Annotated in this window: 27 protein-coding genes, 2 tRNA genes and 1 pseudogene; all 30 read right to left on the bottom strand. The window is 33.8% G+C overall.

The genetic code is table 11. The features are described 5' to 3' along the window. The 30 genes and pseudogenes from H6X70_RS04555 to H6X70_RS04410 all read right to left on the bottom strand — a co-directional run bounded on the left by H6X70_RS04555 (nt 1) and on the right by H6X70_RS04410 (nt 17,752). Nucleotides 1-378 (bottom strand): DoxX family protein, encoded by a 378-nt coding sequence (locus H6X70_RS04555; protein ID WP_194766488.1) that lies wholly within the window; start codon nt 376-378, stop codon nt 1-3. 1 nt (nt 379) lies between these two features. Then, nucleotides 380-913 (bottom strand): dihydrofolate reductase family protein, encoded by a 534-nt coding sequence (locus tag H6X70_RS04550; RefSeq protein ID WP_194766487.1) that lies wholly within the window; start codon nt 911-913, stop codon nt 380-382. Between the two features lie 4 nt (nt 914-917). Then, a complete protein-coding gene (locus H6X70_RS04545; protein WP_194766486.1) occupies nt 918-1,382 on the bottom strand; it encodes an SRPBCC domain-containing protein in 465 nt (154 codons plus the stop codon). Between the two features lie 4 nt (nt 1,383-1,386). Continuing rightward, on the bottom strand, nt 1,387-1,713 hold the full coding sequence (locus H6X70_RS04540) for an ArsR/SmtB family transcription factor (RefSeq protein ID WP_067151495.1): 327 nt from the start codon (nt 1,711-1,713) through the stop codon (nt 1,387-1,389). Nucleotides 1,714-1,855: 142 nt separating this feature from the next. After that, nucleotides 1,856-2,104, bottom strand: coding sequence for a hypothetical protein (locus H6X70_RS04535; RefSeq protein ID WP_194766485.1), 249 nt, complete (start codon nt 2,102-2,104; stop codon nt 1,856-1,858). Nucleotides 2,105-2,144: 40 nt separating this feature from the next. Continuing rightward, nucleotides 2,145-2,600: a DUF1569 domain-containing protein gene (locus H6X70_RS04530; protein WP_194766484.1), complete on the bottom strand. Its 456-nt coding sequence runs from the start codon at nt 2,598-2,600 to the stop codon at nt 2,145-2,147. 2 nt (nt 2,601-2,602) lie between these two features. Continuing rightward, nucleotides 2,603-2,980, bottom strand: coding sequence for a nuclear transport factor 2 family protein (locus tag H6X70_RS04525; protein WP_194766483.1), 378 nt, complete (start codon nt 2,978-2,980; stop codon nt 2,603-2,605). A gap of 17 nt (nt 2,981-2,997) precedes the next feature. After that, entirely contained in the window at nt 2,998-3,414 is a 417-nt protein-coding gene (locus H6X70_RS04520; protein WP_194766482.1) for a VOC family protein, read from the bottom strand. 10 nt (nt 3,415-3,424) lie between these two features. After that, the gene (locus H6X70_RS04515; protein WP_194766481.1) at nt 3,425-3,820 is read right to left on the bottom strand and encodes an SRPBCC family protein; all 396 of its coding nucleotides are present in this window, start codon (nt 3,818-3,820) and stop codon (nt 3,425-3,427) included. Between the two features lie 13 nt (nt 3,821-3,833). Next, a complete protein-coding gene (locus tag H6X70_RS04510) occupies nt 3,834-4,217 on the bottom strand; it encodes a VOC family protein (protein WP_194766480.1) in 384 nt (127 codons plus the stop codon). Between the two features lie 64 nt (nt 4,218-4,281). Further along, entirely contained in the window at nt 4,282-4,875 is a 594-nt protein-coding gene (locus H6X70_RS04505; protein WP_194766479.1) for a Crp/Fnr family transcriptional regulator, read from the bottom strand. Nucleotides 4,876-4,900: 25 nt separating this feature from the next. Next, nucleotides 4,901-5,263 carry a DUF1801 domain-containing protein gene (locus H6X70_RS04500; protein ID WP_194766478.1) on the bottom strand — a complete coding sequence of 121 codons (363 nt, stop codon included), beginning with the start codon at nt 5,261-5,263 and terminating at the stop codon, nt 4,901-4,903. A gap of 5 nt (nt 5,264-5,268) precedes the next feature. After that, the gene (locus H6X70_RS04495; protein ID WP_194766477.1) at nt 5,269-5,904 is read right to left on the bottom strand and encodes a DUF998 domain-containing protein; all 636 of its coding nucleotides are present in this window, start codon (nt 5,902-5,904) and stop codon (nt 5,269-5,271) included. A 26-nt stretch (nt 5,905-5,930) separates the two neighbouring features. Further along, a complete protein-coding gene (locus H6X70_RS04490) occupies nt 5,931-6,143 on the bottom strand; it encodes a DUF4287 domain-containing protein (protein WP_194766476.1) in 213 nt (70 codons plus the stop codon). A gap of 2 nt (nt 6,144-6,145) precedes the next feature. Next, nucleotides 6,146-6,529, bottom strand: a complete 384-nt coding sequence (locus tag H6X70_RS04485; protein WP_067151411.1) for a DoxX family protein — start codon at nt 6,527-6,529, stop codon at nt 6,146-6,148. Next, the gene (locus H6X70_RS04480) at nt 6,526-7,026 is read right to left on the bottom strand and encodes an SRPBCC domain-containing protein (protein WP_194766475.1); all 501 of its coding nucleotides are present in this window, start codon (nt 7,024-7,026) and stop codon (nt 6,526-6,528) included. Before H6X70_RS04480 ends, H6X70_RS04485 begins: the two co-directional genes overlap by 4 nt. Continuing rightward, the gene (locus tag H6X70_RS04475; protein ID WP_194766474.1) at nt 7,023-7,532 is read right to left on the bottom strand and encodes an SRPBCC domain-containing protein; all 510 of its coding nucleotides are present in this window, start codon (nt 7,530-7,532) and stop codon (nt 7,023-7,025) included. The genes H6X70_RS04480 and H6X70_RS04475 overlap by 4 nt, the downstream gene beginning before the upstream one ends. Continuing rightward, nucleotides 7,522-7,854 carry a metalloregulator ArsR/SmtB family transcription factor gene (locus tag H6X70_RS04470; protein ID WP_194766473.1) on the bottom strand — a complete coding sequence of 111 codons (333 nt, stop codon included), beginning with the start codon at nt 7,852-7,854 and terminating at the stop codon, nt 7,522-7,524. Before H6X70_RS04470 ends, H6X70_RS04475 begins: the two co-directional genes overlap by 11 nt. A 115-nt stretch (nt 7,855-7,969) precedes the next feature. Then, a complete protein-coding gene (locus tag H6X70_RS04465) occupies nt 7,970-9,427 on the bottom strand; it encodes a type IV secretory system conjugative DNA transfer family protein (protein ID WP_194766472.1) in 1,458 nt (485 codons plus the stop codon). Beyond that, the gene (mobB, locus tag H6X70_RS04460) at nt 9,424-10,458 is read right to left on the bottom strand and encodes a MobB family relaxase (RefSeq protein WP_194766471.1); all 1,035 of its coding nucleotides are present in this window, start codon (nt 10,456-10,458) and stop codon (nt 9,424-9,426) included. The genes H6X70_RS04465 and mobB overlap by 4 nt, the downstream gene beginning before the upstream one ends. Beyond that, nucleotides 10,427-10,996 carry a BfmA/BtgA family mobilization protein gene (locus H6X70_RS04455; protein ID WP_194766470.1) on the bottom strand — a complete coding sequence of 190 codons (570 nt, stop codon included), beginning with the start codon at nt 10,994-10,996 and terminating at the stop codon, nt 10,427-10,429. The genes mobB and H6X70_RS04455 overlap by 32 nt, the downstream gene beginning before the upstream one ends. A 424-nt stretch (nt 10,997-11,420) precedes the next feature. After that, the gene (locus H6X70_RS04450; RefSeq protein WP_194766469.1) at nt 11,421-11,618 is read right to left on the bottom strand and encodes a hypothetical protein; all 198 of its coding nucleotides are present in this window, start codon (nt 11,616-11,618) and stop codon (nt 11,421-11,423) included. 10 nt (nt 11,619-11,628) lie between these two features. Further along, entirely contained in the window at nt 11,629-12,072 is a 444-nt protein-coding gene (locus H6X70_RS04445; protein WP_194766468.1) for a RadC family protein, read from the bottom strand. A gap of 75 nt (nt 12,073-12,147) precedes the next feature. Next, entirely contained in the window at nt 12,148-12,480 is a 333-nt protein-coding gene (locus H6X70_RS04440; protein ID WP_067151944.1) for a single-stranded DNA-binding protein, read from the bottom strand. An 899-nt stretch (nt 12,481-13,379) separates the two neighbouring features. Then, entirely contained in the window at nt 13,380-13,556 is a 177-nt protein-coding gene (locus tag H6X70_RS04435) for a histone H1 (RefSeq protein WP_067150168.1), read from the bottom strand. Between the two features lie 73 nt (nt 13,557-13,629). After that, entirely contained in the window at nt 13,630-14,916 is a 1,287-nt protein-coding gene (locus H6X70_RS04430; RefSeq protein ID WP_194766467.1) for a site-specific integrase, read from the bottom strand. A gap of 215 nt (nt 14,917-15,131) precedes the next feature. After that, nucleotides 15,132-15,206 (bottom strand) — tRNA-Pro (locus tag H6X70_RS04425). Nucleotides 15,207-15,229: 23 nt separating this feature from the next. Beyond that, nucleotides 15,230-15,318: transfer RNA gene (locus H6X70_RS04420), tRNA-Ser, on the bottom strand. 89 nt (nt 15,319-15,407) lie between these two features. Then, nucleotides 15,408-16,016, bottom strand: a pseudogene (locus H6X70_RS04415) (HDIG domain-containing metalloprotein); the annotation flags it as partial. Beyond that, complete coding sequence (locus H6X70_RS04410; RefSeq protein WP_194766466.1) at nt 16,013-17,752, bottom strand: HD family phosphohydrolase; 1,740 nt, start codon at nt 17,750-17,752, stop codon at nt 16,013-16,015. The pseudogene H6X70_RS04415 and the gene H6X70_RS04410, both read right to left, overlap by 4 nt. Nucleotides 17,753-17,899: the final 147 nt, after the last annotated feature.

The raw sequence follows: 17,899 nt of genomic DNA, 5'->3' as shown, positions 1-17,899 counted from the left end.
TTATAGTTTTTCTAATTTTCTACTTGCTGGTCTAAAATACCAAGATACAATTGTAAGAACCAAAAGTAAGGTAGGCCCAAAAAGTGTTACCGTTTCATCTCCAACTGCTAAATGTGAAACAATAGCTCCTGACATTACAAAGAAAAATCCTGCATAAGCCCATTCCTTTAATAGTGAAAATTTCGGAAGGAGTATTGCTATAACTCCTAGAATTTTCCATACACCTAGAATACTTAACAAATACATAGGATATCCTAGTAGTTCCATACTTTGAATGTTTTCTTCTAATTGTAACAATTGTACAATTCCTGTTGATAACATTCCTAAGGAAAGCCAAACTGTGGCTATCCAATAAATGATTTTATCTCTTTTTTTCATATTATTCTTTTCTTTTATAATTCAGTTGAGTTAAACCAGTTTCAAATACTTTTACTTTCACAAATTCTAGTAGTTGCTCAGGACGTCCATCTTTAAATAATCTTGTTCCATTTCCTAATAAAACAGGAACGACCGAAATAATAAACTCATCAATCAAGTCGCTTTTTAGTAGTTCATTAATTACTTCTGCACCACCATCACAATAAATATTTTTTCCGTTTTCAGATTTTAATCGTTTGACTAAATCAGTCAAGTTACCCGTGTAAAAAGTTGTTCTCCCAACCTTGGGTCTTGGAGTTCTTGTAATGACATAAACATCTCTTTGTCCATTGTCATAATGAGATGAACCAATTTCTTTAAGCACATAATCATAGGTTTTTCTACCAATAATCAAAGTATCAATGGTTTCTATAAATTCTTCATAACCATAGTCTTCACTTTCCTTTTCAACAAGTTTTAAAAAACTAAGGTCGTCATTAGGTTTTGCGATATAGCCGTCTAAACTGGAGGCTATAAAAAGTGATATCTTTCGCATTTTTTTATTTTAGATTATTGAAAATTTCCTGTAGTTTATCGTGAGCCATATTTAAGCCATAAGCAAAAGGTAGTTTTAACTGCTCAGCACGATGTGCTTCAGATTTATAAATAACCTGAATGGTTAACTTGCTTTTGTTTTCTGTAACTTTTTCAAAATTCAAGAACTCCAATTGTACACCTATCGGCATATTTTCCATTTCAAAAGTTCTTACTATCTCTTGATTTGGTACGATTTTGTGAATTGTTCCGTTTGCCTTAAACATTACATTGCCTTCGTGTGAAGTCTCGAATTGGTAGCCCCCGTGATTTCTATTTTCAAGCTTTATCACTTTTGTTCCCATCCATTGTGCTACAAATTCTGCTTCGGTATAGGCTTTGTAAACAAGTTCAACTGGAAGGTCAAATTCTCTCGTGATAGTTAGTTCTTGCTTACCTTCTAGGGCATTGATTTTTGTTTTTTGGTCCATAAGTTTATGTATTATTTGATTGATGCTGCTTCATAATTGCTTCCAATGAATTAAATCGGTCGTCCCACATTTTTCTAAAAGGCTCTATAAAATCAGCTATTTGTTTCATTCCGTTAGGGTTAAGCTCATAGTATATTTCTCTTCCCTTTTGTTCCTGTTTCAACAACTCACATTCGGTAAGAATTTGAATGTGTTTGGAAATTGTTTGTCTCGAATAGTCAAAGTTTTCGGCAATAGCACTTGGTGTCATAGCACTAGCCGCGACCAATGTGATGATTGTTCGTCTAGTTGGGTCGGCTATGGCTTGAAAAACATCTCTTCTTAATTTCATTACGCAGTTATTTGACTGCAAATATAAATGCAGTTATTTAGTTGCGCAAATAATTCTAGGTTAAATTACTAAAAGCAGGTGAGGAAATTGAGAAAGGCTAAACAAAAAAAAGACACATATTAGTAGACCTAATATTATGTTACTAATCGATAAGTTCTATTTGAATATTATTGCTATTTCCATAATCTATGATTCTTGATATGTGAATAGAATTATCGCTTACAATCCTTAATACCTTATCACAATCTTCCAAATCAAAATTGATGCGATACTCAGGATATAATTGCTTGAGGTCAGCTACTATTTTATTAGCTAACTGATTATGCGTGACATTGGTTTTGAAAATCTCAACAGCGGTAGAGGTAGTATTAATCTGGGGATTCACTTTCATTTTCTTCAATCGATTTATACTTCTAAACAATGAATGTAAGTCAAACTCCAAACTGTCTTAAATGATGATCATAATGCTTAAAAGCGAAAATTCCAATTTGTTCTTTGGTCATTTTACCGAAAAAACCGTGAATAAAATCTGAGTTGTTAAAGCGCCCGTAATGCTCAGTTAAATCAAACAATTTTTGTTTTTGCTTCTCAAAATCTCCACTTTTCTCTTTGATGGTAAAGCTTGAACCTGCTGGTGCACCTTTACCCATTGGTTTGTCGTTTTTGGTGTTGGCCTTTAAGACCATTTTTCCAATAAGTTTACCAAGAAAGTCTTGTTTATAAGGTATATTGTTATCAATACCTAACACCCATTGATTCCATTTATTCAAATGTTTTATCATTTGGTAAACATTCATTTTACCCCATTGAGCTTTATTGTCTGCATTGATTTGTTCAATTCGTTTGATTAGCTGTAGTCTGATGTTCGGGTCAAAAACAGTTTTCATCTTTATAATTTTATGCAGTATGATGTTATTTCTTTTAATTTCTCTCCTTTAGCACTCTGAAACAGATAAAAATCAGAAAATGCATATTGCTTTCCGTTTTCCATTGTCATTACACCATTTGCCGCTCCTTCTTTGCCGTGGGATAGGATTTGGTCTAATATCAATTCAGTAGTTTTTACAGATTGTATTTTCTCTAATTCTTCCGTAAATGCTTCTATTCCTTCAATTTTCTTGTCGCCAATAATATTCCAAACGATGTCTTCTGTTACATTTTTAATTAAAAAGGCAACATTTCCTTTGGCAAAAGCAATATTAAATTGTTTTAAAAATTCCATTTTGGGTGAATTCCCACAATTGGGACTAGCTATAATTCTAGTCATTTTTATCGTTTTTAATATTACATTTTCTCATTATACAATAGGTTAAACTTATGCCCATCTGGGTCGGTAAAAACACAAACATAAAAGCCATTATTGTCATAAAAAGCTTTTCTATCCTTGTTCGAGTCGAATAATATTTTACCACCAGCATTCTTTATTTCAGTTACCCAATGGTTGTATTCTTCCTTGTTTTCAACTGATAAAGAAAACATCACTTCATTGCCTTTGCTCAGGTCTGATGTTTTACCTTCCAAACTCGATTCCAGCTTTTCTTTTTTGAAGAAATGAATCACAAAATTATCAGGTCCAAAAAAGAAACTGACCAACTCATTTGATGGACTTCCATTTAACTGAAAGCCCAATGATTGATAAAAAATTTTGGTTCGCTCGATGTTTTCTACACCTAGATTTGCCCAAATTTGTTTTGTATTCATAATTAGACTTTTAAGACTCGCAATAGTTCTTTAAACGAAATAAGAACATTGCCCAGTTGTAGTTACACCAACGATAAAAGTCGGTTCGTTCGCTCCAGTTAAAGTGCTTTAGGATAACCTTTGTTTTGTTGTCTTTTTCAGTAAGTTCAAATGATACTTTAGTCCCTACCCATTCTTCATCAGATTCGATACATTCCCAGACTATTTTACTGTTTTTTACAAGTACAAGAATCTTAAATTTCGTAATATATCCCTCACCAAAATCAAACTCATTCACAAAACCAATTTCTGGTTTTACTTGGAGTTTTTTGGTCCAAATATTTCCTAACCCGTCTTCAGAAATAAGTGTATTATATACTTTAGAAATAGGGGCTTTTATGTAGTTAATATGTTCAATACTTTCCATAATATATTCATCCTTATTTTAAGGAATGAAATCCAATAGAATTCCCTTCAGTATCTTTAACAATAGATACAAAGCCATGTTCTCCAATACCCATTTTCGCTTGAATAATTTCAGCTCCATTTTCCATAGCTCTATCTTCCAACACTTGGCAATCCTCACATCCAAAATAAACGAGACTTCCGTTTACAGAAGGAGTTATCCCTTCCATTTTTACCAAAGCACCAGCTGCACCATAATTTTCCATATCACTAGGGAAACATTTCATTTGTACAGTCCCATTGGCTGGATCACTCATATTTTCCAATGTTACTTGAAGTATATTTTCGTAAAACTTTGCAGCTCTATCTAAGTCATTTACATAAATTTCGAACCACACTACAGGATTAAATTTTTTCATCTTTTATCTAATTAAAAATGTTAGTCTTACAAAGGTGAAAAAAGGAAAGTTATAAATTCTTGTCTTATGGCAAGTTCTCCGTTTGTGATAATATTTCTTTCCTAATTCTACTTAAAGAAGTATCAGTAATCCCTAAATAAGTAGCAATGTATTTTAAGGGAACTTCTTTGATTATTTGTGGTTTCTGAGTCATTAACTCCAAATATCTTTCAGATGCACTTTGCGTATGCATATTAACAGCGCGATGTTTGGCCATAAAAAGCTGCTGAGACATCCAGCTGCGACCCCATTCTGTAAATCCTTCTATAGTACTATACAACTTTTGAAAATCACTGAAATTAATTTTATAAACTTCACAGTCTGTTAATGCTTGTATAGATTCATTAGAAGGTGTACGAAGAAATAAAGAAGCTACTTCAATTAAAATATCATTAGGACTAAAAAAATCGGTGGTAATCTCATTGCCTTTATAGCCGATAACAAATGAACGAAACAAACCTTTTTTAATTAGGAAATATTCGTTGCTAATCTTACCTTCATTAAGTATGATTTCATTTTTTGAAAACTCAACTTTGGTATGGGCGGCCATAATAACTTCATAGTCCTCTTTTTTAATACTTGGATAGTTATAAATACTTTCAAAAAAGGAATCTGACATTATTTTTTTTGTTTAAAAATATGAATTATTTTTCATCCAACTCCATAGCTTGTAAAATGTAATACTCAAGTATGTCGTCTTTATAATCTTTGGGGTCACTCAATCTTAAATTTAATGATTTTTTTCCGACTCCTTCCAGTAGTTTATACTTGTCTTCAAACTGTTTACCATCCGTAAATGAAAAGGTAATTCCTTTTAGGGTAGGACTCACAGAGATGATAATTCTATTGTGTCTATAAACTGGGACACCATAATATTTTTCGGTTCCTCCTCGCATTTCTTCTTTTAGTGTTGGGAATTTTACTTTAATCAAGCTCCTAAACTTTGTAAAAATAGGTTGATACTCTTCCTTAATTTTATCTTTCATGAATTGATTGATGGTATTCATATGAGCTAATTTTTGAAATTAGATTTTTGGAGATAATGAGCACAACTCCAAACCCAAATAGCACAAAATACGATAACGATTCTACCAAGCCAACCAATTGGAGTCTCTGGTGTAATTATACCATTCGTTTCACTCAAATAAACACCCATAGCAATTATTAAAGCAAACTCTAAACCCCAAAGAATTATAGTTAATACAAACATATTTTTTCTAAATGGTATAAGCTGTTCCTGTTTTCTAAATTGATAAGTAATAAACAGCGTAGCTAAAATCATAAAACCTAATAATCCTGCTGCTGCGTTATGAATTTGACCACTTATAGTCATGTGCTCAGGTAAAGTATCAACAGGATCAGTATTAAAAATGCCTGCTAAGAAATTACCAAGAGACGCTATTACTAACAACGCTCCTCCAATTTTAGAACCTATTTTGGATACGTATTTTATTAAGTATAAGCCTAAGGTTAAAAAACTTATACCAAGTAAAAAGAATGCAATCTGCATTAACCAACCTGCATTTCCTAATGCATATTCGCTAATAGGTTGCCATACAGGACTCACTGAAGTGTTTATAAGATGTAATAATATTAACAGGAAAATAAATCCAATAGCACCTGTTTTGGTGACGGTTAACTTGTTCATTTAATTATAATTTTTAGAATGGTAGTTTATTCTCTTTTCCCTTTTATATAGGCATACATAGCCATGGCGTGACCATGGCCTAACCCAAACTCTTCTTTCAACCAATTGGTCACTTCGGTAGCCTTAACAGCTAATTCTCCATTTTTAGTAAAGGCTTTTTCTTCTGCAAAATTTTGGAAGTCCTGAGCAGTTTTGCCAGTTTTCTCCTCGATGTTCTTGATATAAGTTTGGAATGCCATAATTAATGAGTTTTCATTTTAAATTTGATTTTTTGTGAACAGACGTAAGAAACTCCTAGTACTGCACCTACTACAATAGGCATTATGATATTTGCAATAACTTGGTCTACTACTACATGACTTATGACTGCAAAAATTAAATTGAAGGTCAAACCTGCATAAGCCCATTCCCTTAGTTTTGCAGGAAGCTTTGGAAACATTATTGCTGTTGCTCCTAACACTTTACAAACAATTAAAGCATAAGCAAAATAATCAGGGTATCCTAATGGTTTGGTTCCTGCGTTAAAGTATTCGTGTGCGAATAAAAGCGTTGCCAATGGCATTAAGGCCTCTAAAGCAAAAATGATGGAAGTTGCTATCCAAAATATGGTTTTATTCTTTTTCATTTTTTTAGATTTATTAATAATTCATCCAATCTTACTAACGTTGATTTAAGTCCATCTTCCATTCCCATTTCTATTATAGTTTCTAAATCTTTTAGAGAATTGTAGGTTACAATGGTCTCAACTTTTGATTTTTCATTCAAATCTAAAAAACTCACATGCCATTTTGCTCTTGGCAAAGCTGGGTTTAGATTTCCATTTTTATCACAAAACCCATCTAATGATTTATAATAATCAATAGGTTTAATTTCTGTGAAATCTGTTCGTCCCCAGTGCTCAGTTCCGTTTGGTTCTATCATAGCGTATAACCAATAGCCGCCTTCCTTAAAATCCATCGTCTTTGTTTTAGCCGTCAATGGTTTTGGTGCAAACCACTTTTCTAATAATTCACTTTTCGTGTAGCAATCCCAAACAAGTTCTCTTTCAGCGTTAAATTCACGCACAATTGTAAGTGTGTTATCCTTCTTGTTTACCAAGAAGTCAAAGTGTAGTTTATTCATTGTTTTTTATTTTTAGTTAATAATAATTGGTCTAAGTTTAAAAGTGCCATCCCGAAACCTTCCTTAAAGCCCATTTCAATCAATTTTTCAATGTCTTCTAGTTTATCGTGTTTTAAGGTAACATCTACTAATGTAATGTCATTTTTTTCTGTAAAAATATTTGTCCATAATGAGCGTGGTTTCATTGTATTTTCATTCCCATTTTCGTCACAAAAAGCATCTAACCAAGATAATAACTTGTTTATTTCAATCCCCTTATAATCAGCTTTGCACCAGGTCTTTTCGTTATTAGGGCTTACCATTGCATAAAGCCACATTCCGCCAATTTCTAAATCTAAAGTTTTAGTTTCAATATGATAGGGTTTTGGTGCCCACCACTGGTTTAACAATTCTGGTTCTGTCCAAGCTTTCCAAACCAATTCAAGATTAGCATTGAACTCTCGCTGAATGTTAATAGTTTTATTTTCCTTATTCACGGAAAAATTGAATAATAAATTACTCTTCATTATTTTTGTTTTTAAGTGTTTCTAATAAATTATCTAGTTGGTTAAATCTATTATCCCAAATGGCTCTAAATTGCTCTAACCATTTATCGATTTCTTTCATTTTTTCAACTTTTAACTCGTAGTATATTTCTCGACCTTGTTGGTTTGCATCAACTAAGTCGCATTCATTTAAAATTTGAATGTGTTTAGAAATAGTAGGCCTTGCAGCATCAAAGTTTTCAGCAATTGCTCCTGCTGTCATGGATTGGGAAGTAAGTAGCACCAATATTGCTCGTCTTGTTGGATCGGAAATTGCTTGAAAAATATCTCGTCTTAATTTCATTATGAAGTTATTTAACTACAAATATATATGAAGCCACTTAACTACGCAATAATAATTAAATAAAAATTTTCATTGCTATTCTATAGCAATGAAAAATTTGATATTGAAACCTTAATTACAACGAACTCTCCTCTTCTTTAAAAATAAACTTTACCTCGCTATAAATTTTTTGAAAATGTATTGCCAGGTCGGCTGCAGATAAATGGTATCCCTGTTTAGGCTTCTCTTTTAAAATGAGTTGCAACCTAAAACGCAGCCTCCTATCCTTCCCATCAGCAAAAGCAATAAATTCACCTTGTTTCAAACTAAAAAACATACTAGCGCGACGCTTAGAAACCTCACGCTCTCCTTTGGTTATTCTACTATCCAAACTTAATCCACTGCTACTGCTAATACTTTTTGTGGGCACCTTAATCATTTCAAAAAACTTCTCGTAATACCTTGCTGTATCGGGATCGTTAACTTTACCAAAAAATTGATAGGACAAATTACTTAAAATAGCCTTACTAGCTTTTTCTCCGTATAGTAAATCGTTTTGCACTTTATCCTGCATCACATAGACCGTACAAATATCATAACTACGCAGTGTCGCTGGAATTCGGTGCATATTGGGTAATTTTAAGGTTGGTGCCTCTTCCATTAGTAAAAAAGAGGAGGCTTTACCTCTTAAGCTCATCTGTTTGATAATGGTATGCATCACCATGGCAATAACTGGCGAATACACCGAGTCGTATTTCGGGTTATTAACCAAGGATATGATCGCTGGGGTTTCAGGGTTATTGATATCTAACGGAACCTCATCCTTAGAGAGCACATAAAACAGTTTTTGGGAACTTATCTTTTTGAAAGCATTCGCCAAGGTACTTTTAACTCCTGCCGTTTGTTTCTCTGAATCTATGCCATTAATAAAAGCACTAGCCATACTTCTTGAAGTAAAATCAGATTTCAAAAAGGCTACCAATTTTTTATTACTTAAAATTTGAAACAAGGCAATGACATGAGGTAGCGTACAAAATTCAGGATATGCTGTTTTCATTTTCCATATCATCCCACTCAATAAGCCTTCCACGGCATCTGAAAAAAACTTGTTGCTTCCCTTATTTTCAGAAAGGTTTTGTTCCATCAGGTTTTCCATAAGGACTCGTGACACCTCATTAACACTTTCCTCGTTGGGTAGATAATGTGGTGCGATAGGATTCACTCGATAATGGATTTGATCAAAGGCAATGGTGTAAAAAGTCATTTTCATGTCACTAAACAGCGGATAGGCCATTTCGGTAAGTTCAAAATCTTTATAATCATGAATCACCCCACAAAAGCCATTCTGACTAAAATGTTTCAGGAAATTATAGACCACACTTTCGGTTTTCCCACTCCCTGCAGATCCAATAACGGATGCCCCTCTTCGGATGTTATCGATTTTAAAATTGCCGTTTTTCAATTTGAATCGCACCTTATATTTCTTATGAATTGATCCATTATTTTCACCATAGAACCATCCATACAACAAAGCTCCAATGATTAAGGTTGGACAACCAACAAACAAAATGATATGCTCTAATTGCCAATTCATATACCTATAGATCCCGATTCGATTGCTCTGCCAATCCCTTTTTTCAAGGTGTTGATAGCTTTTAAGGTAAGCTGAAACTTATTTGTAGGTATACTTAAAAAGGTGGTATTCACGCCTGTTTTTTGTAATAAATTAAAGGCTATGGCTTTTTCGCTAGAGGGTAATCTTGTTATCGTTAAGAAATAAAGCTTAGGATCTTTTAAATAGGTTTTTCGTGCTTTGTAGGATTCCACATAATTACGCTTGTAGCTAAACATCGTATCAAATGTTTTTTCGGCATTCGTATAAAACAGATCCCGATCAAAACCTCGTTTTACCAGCTTGCCGTTCATTTCTACTACAGAGGCTTTGTACTTGCTTCCTGGAGACAGACTATAACGATTGGACACATCCTTACGGCTCACAATAATATGGATATGACTTTGATGTCCAGGTTTAGACATATCGCGAACGATGCGTTTGCCATTGCTTTGATGAGGCGCTTCCCGCTCCAAACGTTCTATTTCTTTTTTTATTTTATCGATATTCCCTATGGTTTCTCCGTGTTGCATACTTCTAATTTTCTGCTTCAATTCTAGTATTTTAGTGGCATACGGTTGGTTTTCCTGTATTTGTTTATCTGAACCTTTAAAAGTGCGTTGTCGTTCTACTTTGGCGTAATATTTAATATCATTTACATGAACAGGTCTGCCATCAATTTCACGGTTAAAAGCTTTAGCGTAAGATTTCATAACTTCCCTGGTGTATTGTTTTAAAGCTTCTGGAGAGTCTCCAATTGCCTTAAGCTCCCTCTGACTTGGATTGAGGGTAATGGAGTAAAATTTGGGCTCTGTTTTTTTAAGTTTAGCCTTATTACCATCAATCTCCTTGATGACTTTCTCTGGGGATATTTCATTGTGATGTTGATCAAAAAAAGACTCTATTTCAGGCATGGGTTTCCCTTCATTCTCTTTTTCGAGATAGTCTACAAAGGCGGAAGCACTTTGCCCATAGTTCCCACTAAGGCTTTGTGCGGTGATGGTGATGTACATGATGAAGGTTCATTTTAAAGTTTTCCAATTCAATCTTATTCATATCCAGCTTATGGTAATCCTTACCAAAGGTTGTTTTCACAGGATGCATTCTGCCCAGTAATAATTCTAATCCATTTTTATAAGCACTAAGTTGTTGCTGCATCTCTTCAAATCGACTTTTGTAATGTTCCATTTCGGCATCTCTTGTTAAGGTTTCTGGTGTTCCAAAATCAAAGGACTCCTCTTCGACCTCTTCATGTTCTGTTCGGGTGACTTCCTGAAAAAGGGCATCCAACATGGCTTTAGTGGGTTTTGTCTGTTGTTTTTCGATGTTACGAATAATGGCGATTAGAGCATTGATGCGTTTTTTGGTATCATCCTTTTTAACACCAAGATTATCATTAGGATGAAGATTATTCCATTTGAAAAAATTCAACATAGATTCAAGAGTCTCTGAATGGGATTTGGAAACACCTTTGGAAAACGTCCGAAAGCGTTCTGCAACATCCTTTTTGATATTGATTCCTGAAAAGTCGTATGTTGAAAATTTCTTCATTTTGCTGCAAAAAACAACTGGTTTTTTAGGGCTTTCAGAGGTTTTGCTGCAATGCCCTGAAAATCAGAATATTTCAAACTGATACAAACCACTGATTATCAGCGAATTATACGTATTAATAAAACCAAAACACCGCAGCGCGTGTTACCCTCTTGCTCTTCCTTTTTTGCACCGCGAGGGGCAAAAAATTAGTCCAACGATCCGATTAGTTTTCTTAATCTTTTCGTTTATATTAAAGTTATGGGTTTCCAATAAAACCATAAAACGTGGTTTAGTTTCAATTGGTTGGGTTTGCCATTGAAACGTATGAATTTCAAAAAAACCGCATTTTAGAATATCATTTTTCATAAAACCACCTTCAACCATTGAAAAGAAAAAAGACCCCAAATTTGAGGTCTTTCAGTATGGTATTAAAAATTAATGTTTAAATATTAAACACATAGGTATAACTATTAAGGTGTCGGATGGCTTCTTCTTCTAAAACCGTTTGATAATTCAAATGGTGTTTTAGAGCATAAGCTTTTAAGGAGTTTCCAAATTGGCGTTCAACATCTGCTTTTGAGGTTTGCATCAATCGTTCTTGAGTTTCAGCATTTAAGTTCGTATAATTCAAATAAATCATCACTCTAAATTTAAATTAGTCCATTGTCCGCGAAACTAAAAAAGTCACCGTCTGGCGTAATAATGAGGTGATCCAGTACCTTAATATCTAATAACTTTGAAGCTTTTATAATCTTCTCCGTAATTTGCTTATCCATTTCACTGGGTTTAAGCTTTGAACTTGGATGATTATGACATAAAATCAAGCCGGTTGCAAGTGTTTTTAATGCAATAGCGAACAACAATCGAATATCAACTAAAGTTCCAGTCATACCACCTGTAGACAGTTGATAAATACCTTTAACCTTATTAGCATTATTGAGTAACACGACTTTAAATGACTCATAAACGGCAATCGTGTTTTTATCCCAATGTTCGTAAATCACCTCATTAGCCGTTTTTGAACTGGTTATGACTACCGAAGTTTTTAATTGCTCCTTATAACATATTTGTATTTCATTAACTTTGCTTTTCATAAGCTTCAATTTTTGAAGTTTTAAAATAAATAGAGGGTGCTGAGTTAAAAGGGAGCACCCTCTTATTTTTTACATCTATTTACTAAGTAGCAAAATTTCACTAATTGTAATTTCGGTCATATAGCGTTTAACGCCGCCTTTATCCTCATAACTTCTTGAGGTTAGTTTTCCTTCGATGGCAATTTCTTTGCCTTTAGTCACGTACTTTTCTACAATGTCCGCCTTTTTACCCCAGGCTACTAAACTGTGCCAACTGGTATTGGTTTGCTTTTCGCCTTGGGCATTGTTGTAATACTCATTCGTAGCCAATGAAATACGGGCTAACTTTTTTCCGTCTTCTAAAATGGTCATCGTTGGCTCTTGCCCTACGTTACCAATTAACTGTACTTTGTTTTTAATTGTACTCATGATAAAAAATTTAAAAGATTAATAAATACCCCTTGTTTTGATTTTAATTCAATTCGAATTTTAAGGGGTGCTTTGTATACTTCTCTCTAAAAGAGCTCCATGTTTGAGGTGGGTTTTGTAAAGACTTTTATCAAAAGTTCAGGAGTGTCTGCGACGTAGTAAAACCTACCTGCCGTCAGGGAGGCTGATAGGTTTTCAAGGAAGTAGAAACCTTAAGTTTTGATAAAATTCACTTGGTCTTTACAAGTTCCACCATAGCCTTAGACCTTCTTATGAAAACCATAACGGCGTAGGTGTACGGGAAGTTAAACCTGCGGTGGTATGGGAATTCATATTAGAAGCGCCTTAGTCTATGCCTGGTTTTTGTTGTACCAAAAACCAATAAAGGCCTCAAACATTATAAACCCCTTAAAATGCTTGACAGAGATGGCCTTTTTAGGACGGAGCGTGCAAAGTCACGAGAAGACTTTGCCGATATGACCGTTAAGAAAATGGTATTTCTGGCTTTCATATTAGATAAAATCAAAATATAATATCTTCTTCTTTTGTGAGTTTTAAAGTGGATGATGTAGAGGCAGCGGACTCTGGCTTAAAATCAAAAATAATTAGAACTATTATCGCCTTTTATTTTAAGTCTGTGTCCAAGAGGATGTATTGAAGTGTTTTTTCCGAAATGGAGCTTGTCGAAATGCAGGGGAATGTACTGAAATGAACTATTAAAAATACGTTGCATGAGGGGTAGCAGCGGCATCCTTTTGTGATTCCTAAAAATCACAAAAGATATAGCGGATAACCCGACCCACTTACATTTTACATTTAAAAATGCAAGTGGCGTCATGCCCAAATAAAAATCCCCTCAATAACTTGAAGGGATGCTATAATTCCAAAAAATAAAATTTTTATTTTTTGGACTCCTCTAAAGATACCTTACGAAATTCTTTCATAAGCTTAGTCATTTCTAAAGTGGCTTTACGAGCTCTGGTTCCTGCGGCTTTATTTCCACTATCTAACTGAGCATTAGCATCTTTGGCGAATGCTTCGAATTGTGCATTGATTTGTTCTACAAGTTCTTTCATAAATTTGAAGTTTAAAGTTATTTTGGGCGAAAATACCATAATAATTTTATTTTCAAAAAAACCAACAACAATGCTAAACAATCCGTAAAGGAACAGATCCGAACTTAGGCGGTCTTACATTATTTTTATGCTCATTTTCTTTTAATACCTGCTTAAGCCGAGACATATCCTTACTTATTTTTTTCTCCACCACCCTAGCGTAATTTTGTGTTGTAGAAAGCTTAGTGTGCCCCAATAATTTGGAAACAGTCTCCAAAGGCACATCATTGAGTAAAGTTATGGTTGTTGCGAACGTATGTCTTGCCACATGAAAAGTCAGGTGTTTTGTGATATTTGCTTTCTTGGCTATAATTTTAATATTATCATTAACTTTTTGATTAGAAATCATTGGAAACAAACTAAAGCTATTATCTGCATTACTATGATGATTATAACGTTGTATTATTTCCAAGGCCTGTGACAAAAGCGGTACCCGAACGGGTGTCTTTGTTTTTTGTCGCTTTACATTAATCCATAAGCTGCCATCAATACCTTCCACAATGTCACTATTTTTTAATTGCTTAACCTCAGCATAAGATAATCCAGTATAGCAGGCAAATACAAAAAAGTCCCTTACCTGTCTTAATAATACAGAAGAAAGAGCTACACTTTTTAATCTTACAAGTTCTCTAGTCTCTAAAAACACACTATCGTAATCCTCATATTTAAACCCATAAAAACTAAAGGGATTGCTCTTAAAACAGCCAAATTTCATGGCAATATTAACAAGCTTCTTAAAGCGTTCCATATGTTTCATCACCCCATTGTTATTTAGAGGCTGTGTCGCTCTTAGCGGTTTACAAGTCCGTAGAAAATTTTCAAAATCAATTATAAATTGGTAATCAATGAAAGGCAAATGGATATCAGAGCTTCCGTACTTTTGCTTTATAAAGCGAACTAAATATCTTTCTGTTGCCTTGTAGTTTTTTAAAGTCCCAGGAGCCAATTTTTGAGATTCTACTGTTTTATGATATTTTAGGATATCCCCCAACGTTTCCATTATCTTATCCGTACCAAGATAGCGCTTCTTGATTCTCTGAGAGCTTATTGGAACTCCTTCTGAACAAAGTTGTTTATGACATTCCAATAAATCGGAATATATTTCATCCAAATAGTCATTAATTGCTTTAGCATGTTTCAGTCTAGTATGTACTCTAAAAGACTTAGAACACCAATTGGATTCCAATGAAGTACGTTGGACACTAATATCAGCACCAATACCATTTACTAAAATACGGGCATAAATAGGAATTTGACCATTACTTTTAATGGACCTTTTTTTCAGCCAAAAATTTACACTGAATGATTTTGAAGTTTTCATTACAATTCACTTTAATTAGACATAATTTAAAGTGAAAGTCAAATCTTAGAAAAGCCCTAAAGGACTCTATTTTACGAAAGTAGATCCTAAAAACAGGACACGCTATAGGACATATTAACCATTAGTTTCATTTGAAAACAACTGAAACCAAAAAATATTAAACTCCTGAAAACCATTTATTTAATATTTATTTAGTTTACAATATGTCAATTTTGTCGGGGTGGCAGGATTCGAACCTGCGACCTCCGCGTCCCAAACGCGGCGCGATAACCGGGCTACGCTACACCCCGATAATGGTTATCTAAAAAAATTGCGGAGAGACAGGGATTCGAACCCTGGGTAAGTGTTTCCACCTACGACGATTTAGCAAACCGCTCCTTTCGGCCACTCAGGCACCTCTCCGTTTTAATGAACTTAGCAATAAATTGCGGGTGCAAATTTAAGACAACATCTCTTATCAAACAACTATTTTATTCCTTTTTTTTATAAAATTATTCAGGGTATTCTATTCGCAAATGGTAAATGTTTGCAAGCTTGTGTTTTAGCACTTTTTTTATCGATTCAATTTCTTTAAAAGTTATGTTTGCATTTAAAAATTGCCCCTCTTCAATTTGCTTATTTATAATATTTTCAACAAAAGCTTCAATTTTTGCCGATGTTGGGTCTTTTAAACTCTTAGAAGCCGCTTCAACACTATCACACATCATCAAAATTGCTGTTTCTTTACTAAATGGTTTTGGCCCCGGATAACTAAAATCCTGTCTATTAATTTCTTCATCTGGAAAAGCTTTTTTCTCCTGCATGTAAAAGTAATACACAACACTTGTACCGTGATGCGTACGAATAAAATCGATAACACGATCGGGTAAATTATTTTTTCTGGCAATCTCCACTCCTTTAATAACATGATTAGTAATGATTCTAGCACTTTCTTTTGATGATAATTCGTCATGTGGATTAATGCCTGTAGATTGATTTTCGGTGTAATACGTAGGGTGTTTCATTTTCCCTATATCATGATACAGCGCACCTACCCTAGCCAACATGGCATTAGCCCCGATTTCGTTAGCCGAAGATTCCGCCAGATTAGCTACATTTAATAATACACAACACTTGTACCGTGATGCGTACGAATAAAATCGATAACACGATCGGGTAAATTATTTTTTCTGGCAATCTCCACTCCTTTAATAACATGATTAGTAATGATTCTAGCACTTTCTTTTGATGATAATTCGTCATGTGGATTAATGCCTGTAGATTGATTTTCGGTGTAATACGTAGGGTGTTTCATTTTCCCTATATCATGATACAGCGCACCTACCCTAGCCAACATGGCATTAGCCCCGATTTCGTTAGCCGAAGATTCCGCCAGATTAGCTACATTTAATGAATGATGAAACGTTCCTGGTGCGCGATTCGCTAACTCTTTTAGTAATTTAGAGTTAGTATCCGATAATTCTAAAAGTGAAACGTCGGAAACTAACCCAAATAATTTCTCGTAAGCATAAATTAAAGGCTGCACAAACAAAGTGGCCAATCCGCATAAAATAAACCAAATAAAAGTTTCCCACTTTAAGGTATCTACACTGCCTTCGTGAATAACAAAAAATGCGAAATAAGCTATAATATAAATCAGTGTAATTTGCCCAACTGAAATAAATAAATTAGCGCGCTTATAAAGCTCTGACACCGTTAAAATAGTTACAATACCCGCTATAATTTGCAAAAACATATACTCGTAACTATTAGGTACAATAAAACCAAGCAGCAGAACGGTAAGCACATGAGAAAACAACCCTAAACGTGCATCGAAAAAGGCTTTAAATATTAAAGGTAAAATACAAATTGGAACAATATATATGTACTGTGAATTGTAATTTACAACCAAAGTAGATATCAAAATAATAAGCGAGATATTAAAGAAAATAAAAGTGACTTTGGTATTATTTTCAAAAACTTCAACGCGATATTTTCTTAAAAATAAAAGTAGCATAAGTAAGGCCAACGACACAAGTAAGGTGTACGCAAAAATGACCCAATTATAATTAGCCTCATTCCAAACCTGCGATTCGTATTCCGATTGTAACGATTTTAGTTCCTGAAACTTATTCCCTTCAACAACCTCTCCTTTAGATACAATAAGTGTTCCTCTAGCAACACTGCCTCTTGTATATGCAATCTTATCCAAATCGCCCTGTAAAACACGATCGGTAAACGCTTTATCAAAACTTAAATTGGGCTTTATTAAATCAAAAAACAAAGCAACAAATTCGGTTTTAAACTCTAATAACTCATCCTTTTTTAAAACTTTTGAAATCATTGGTGTTACCCGTTCCTGGGTTACTAAATTTGAGAAAAAACCATCTTTCACTTTTTCTCTTCCAACAAGTATCGCTATTGACCGTTCTTCAGGGTAGTTGTAATTTTCGCTTAAAACACCAAATTCATATAATTCAGAAATAATTTCTTCTCCTGAATGTTCTAATTTATTAAAAAGCGAACGTTTTAATGAATCTGAAAACTGCGTTTTAAAAGCTATTTCAAATTCTTTTTTAACACTAGCCTCAATCGTATTATCTAAATCGAAATACAAGGTTGAGTTTTCAACAAGTGTACGCTTTTCTTCAACAATTTCAGCATCTGTTTTCTTGATTGCAAAATCAAAAGGCGCATATAAATTCTCTGATTGCCAAGGTTTTCCTTTTTCAAAATTGTATTTAAATTTTCCGCTTTTAGGAAACAAATACACAATTAACAAAGTGGTACAAATAAAAAGCAATCCTTTATATATTAAGGAATGATTTCTATATAATCTATTTATAAAGTCTTTCATCTAATTATCAAAAGTAATAAAATTATAAGCGTTTGTCACTTTTTATAATGAACACGTCTTGTGTTTTTATTTTTGGGTAATATACTAATGATTTACTGTTCAGATAGGCGAATTTCAACTAAAATAAGAACTATTATGATTAATAAA

This window comes from Tamlana sp. I1, from assembly GCF_015355625.1.
In the GTDB taxonomy this organism is placed as follows: Bacteria; Bacteroidota; Bacteroidia; order Flavobacteriales; family Flavobacteriaceae; genus Pseudotamlana.
This window is presented reverse-complemented; position numbering and strand designations above follow the sequence as displayed.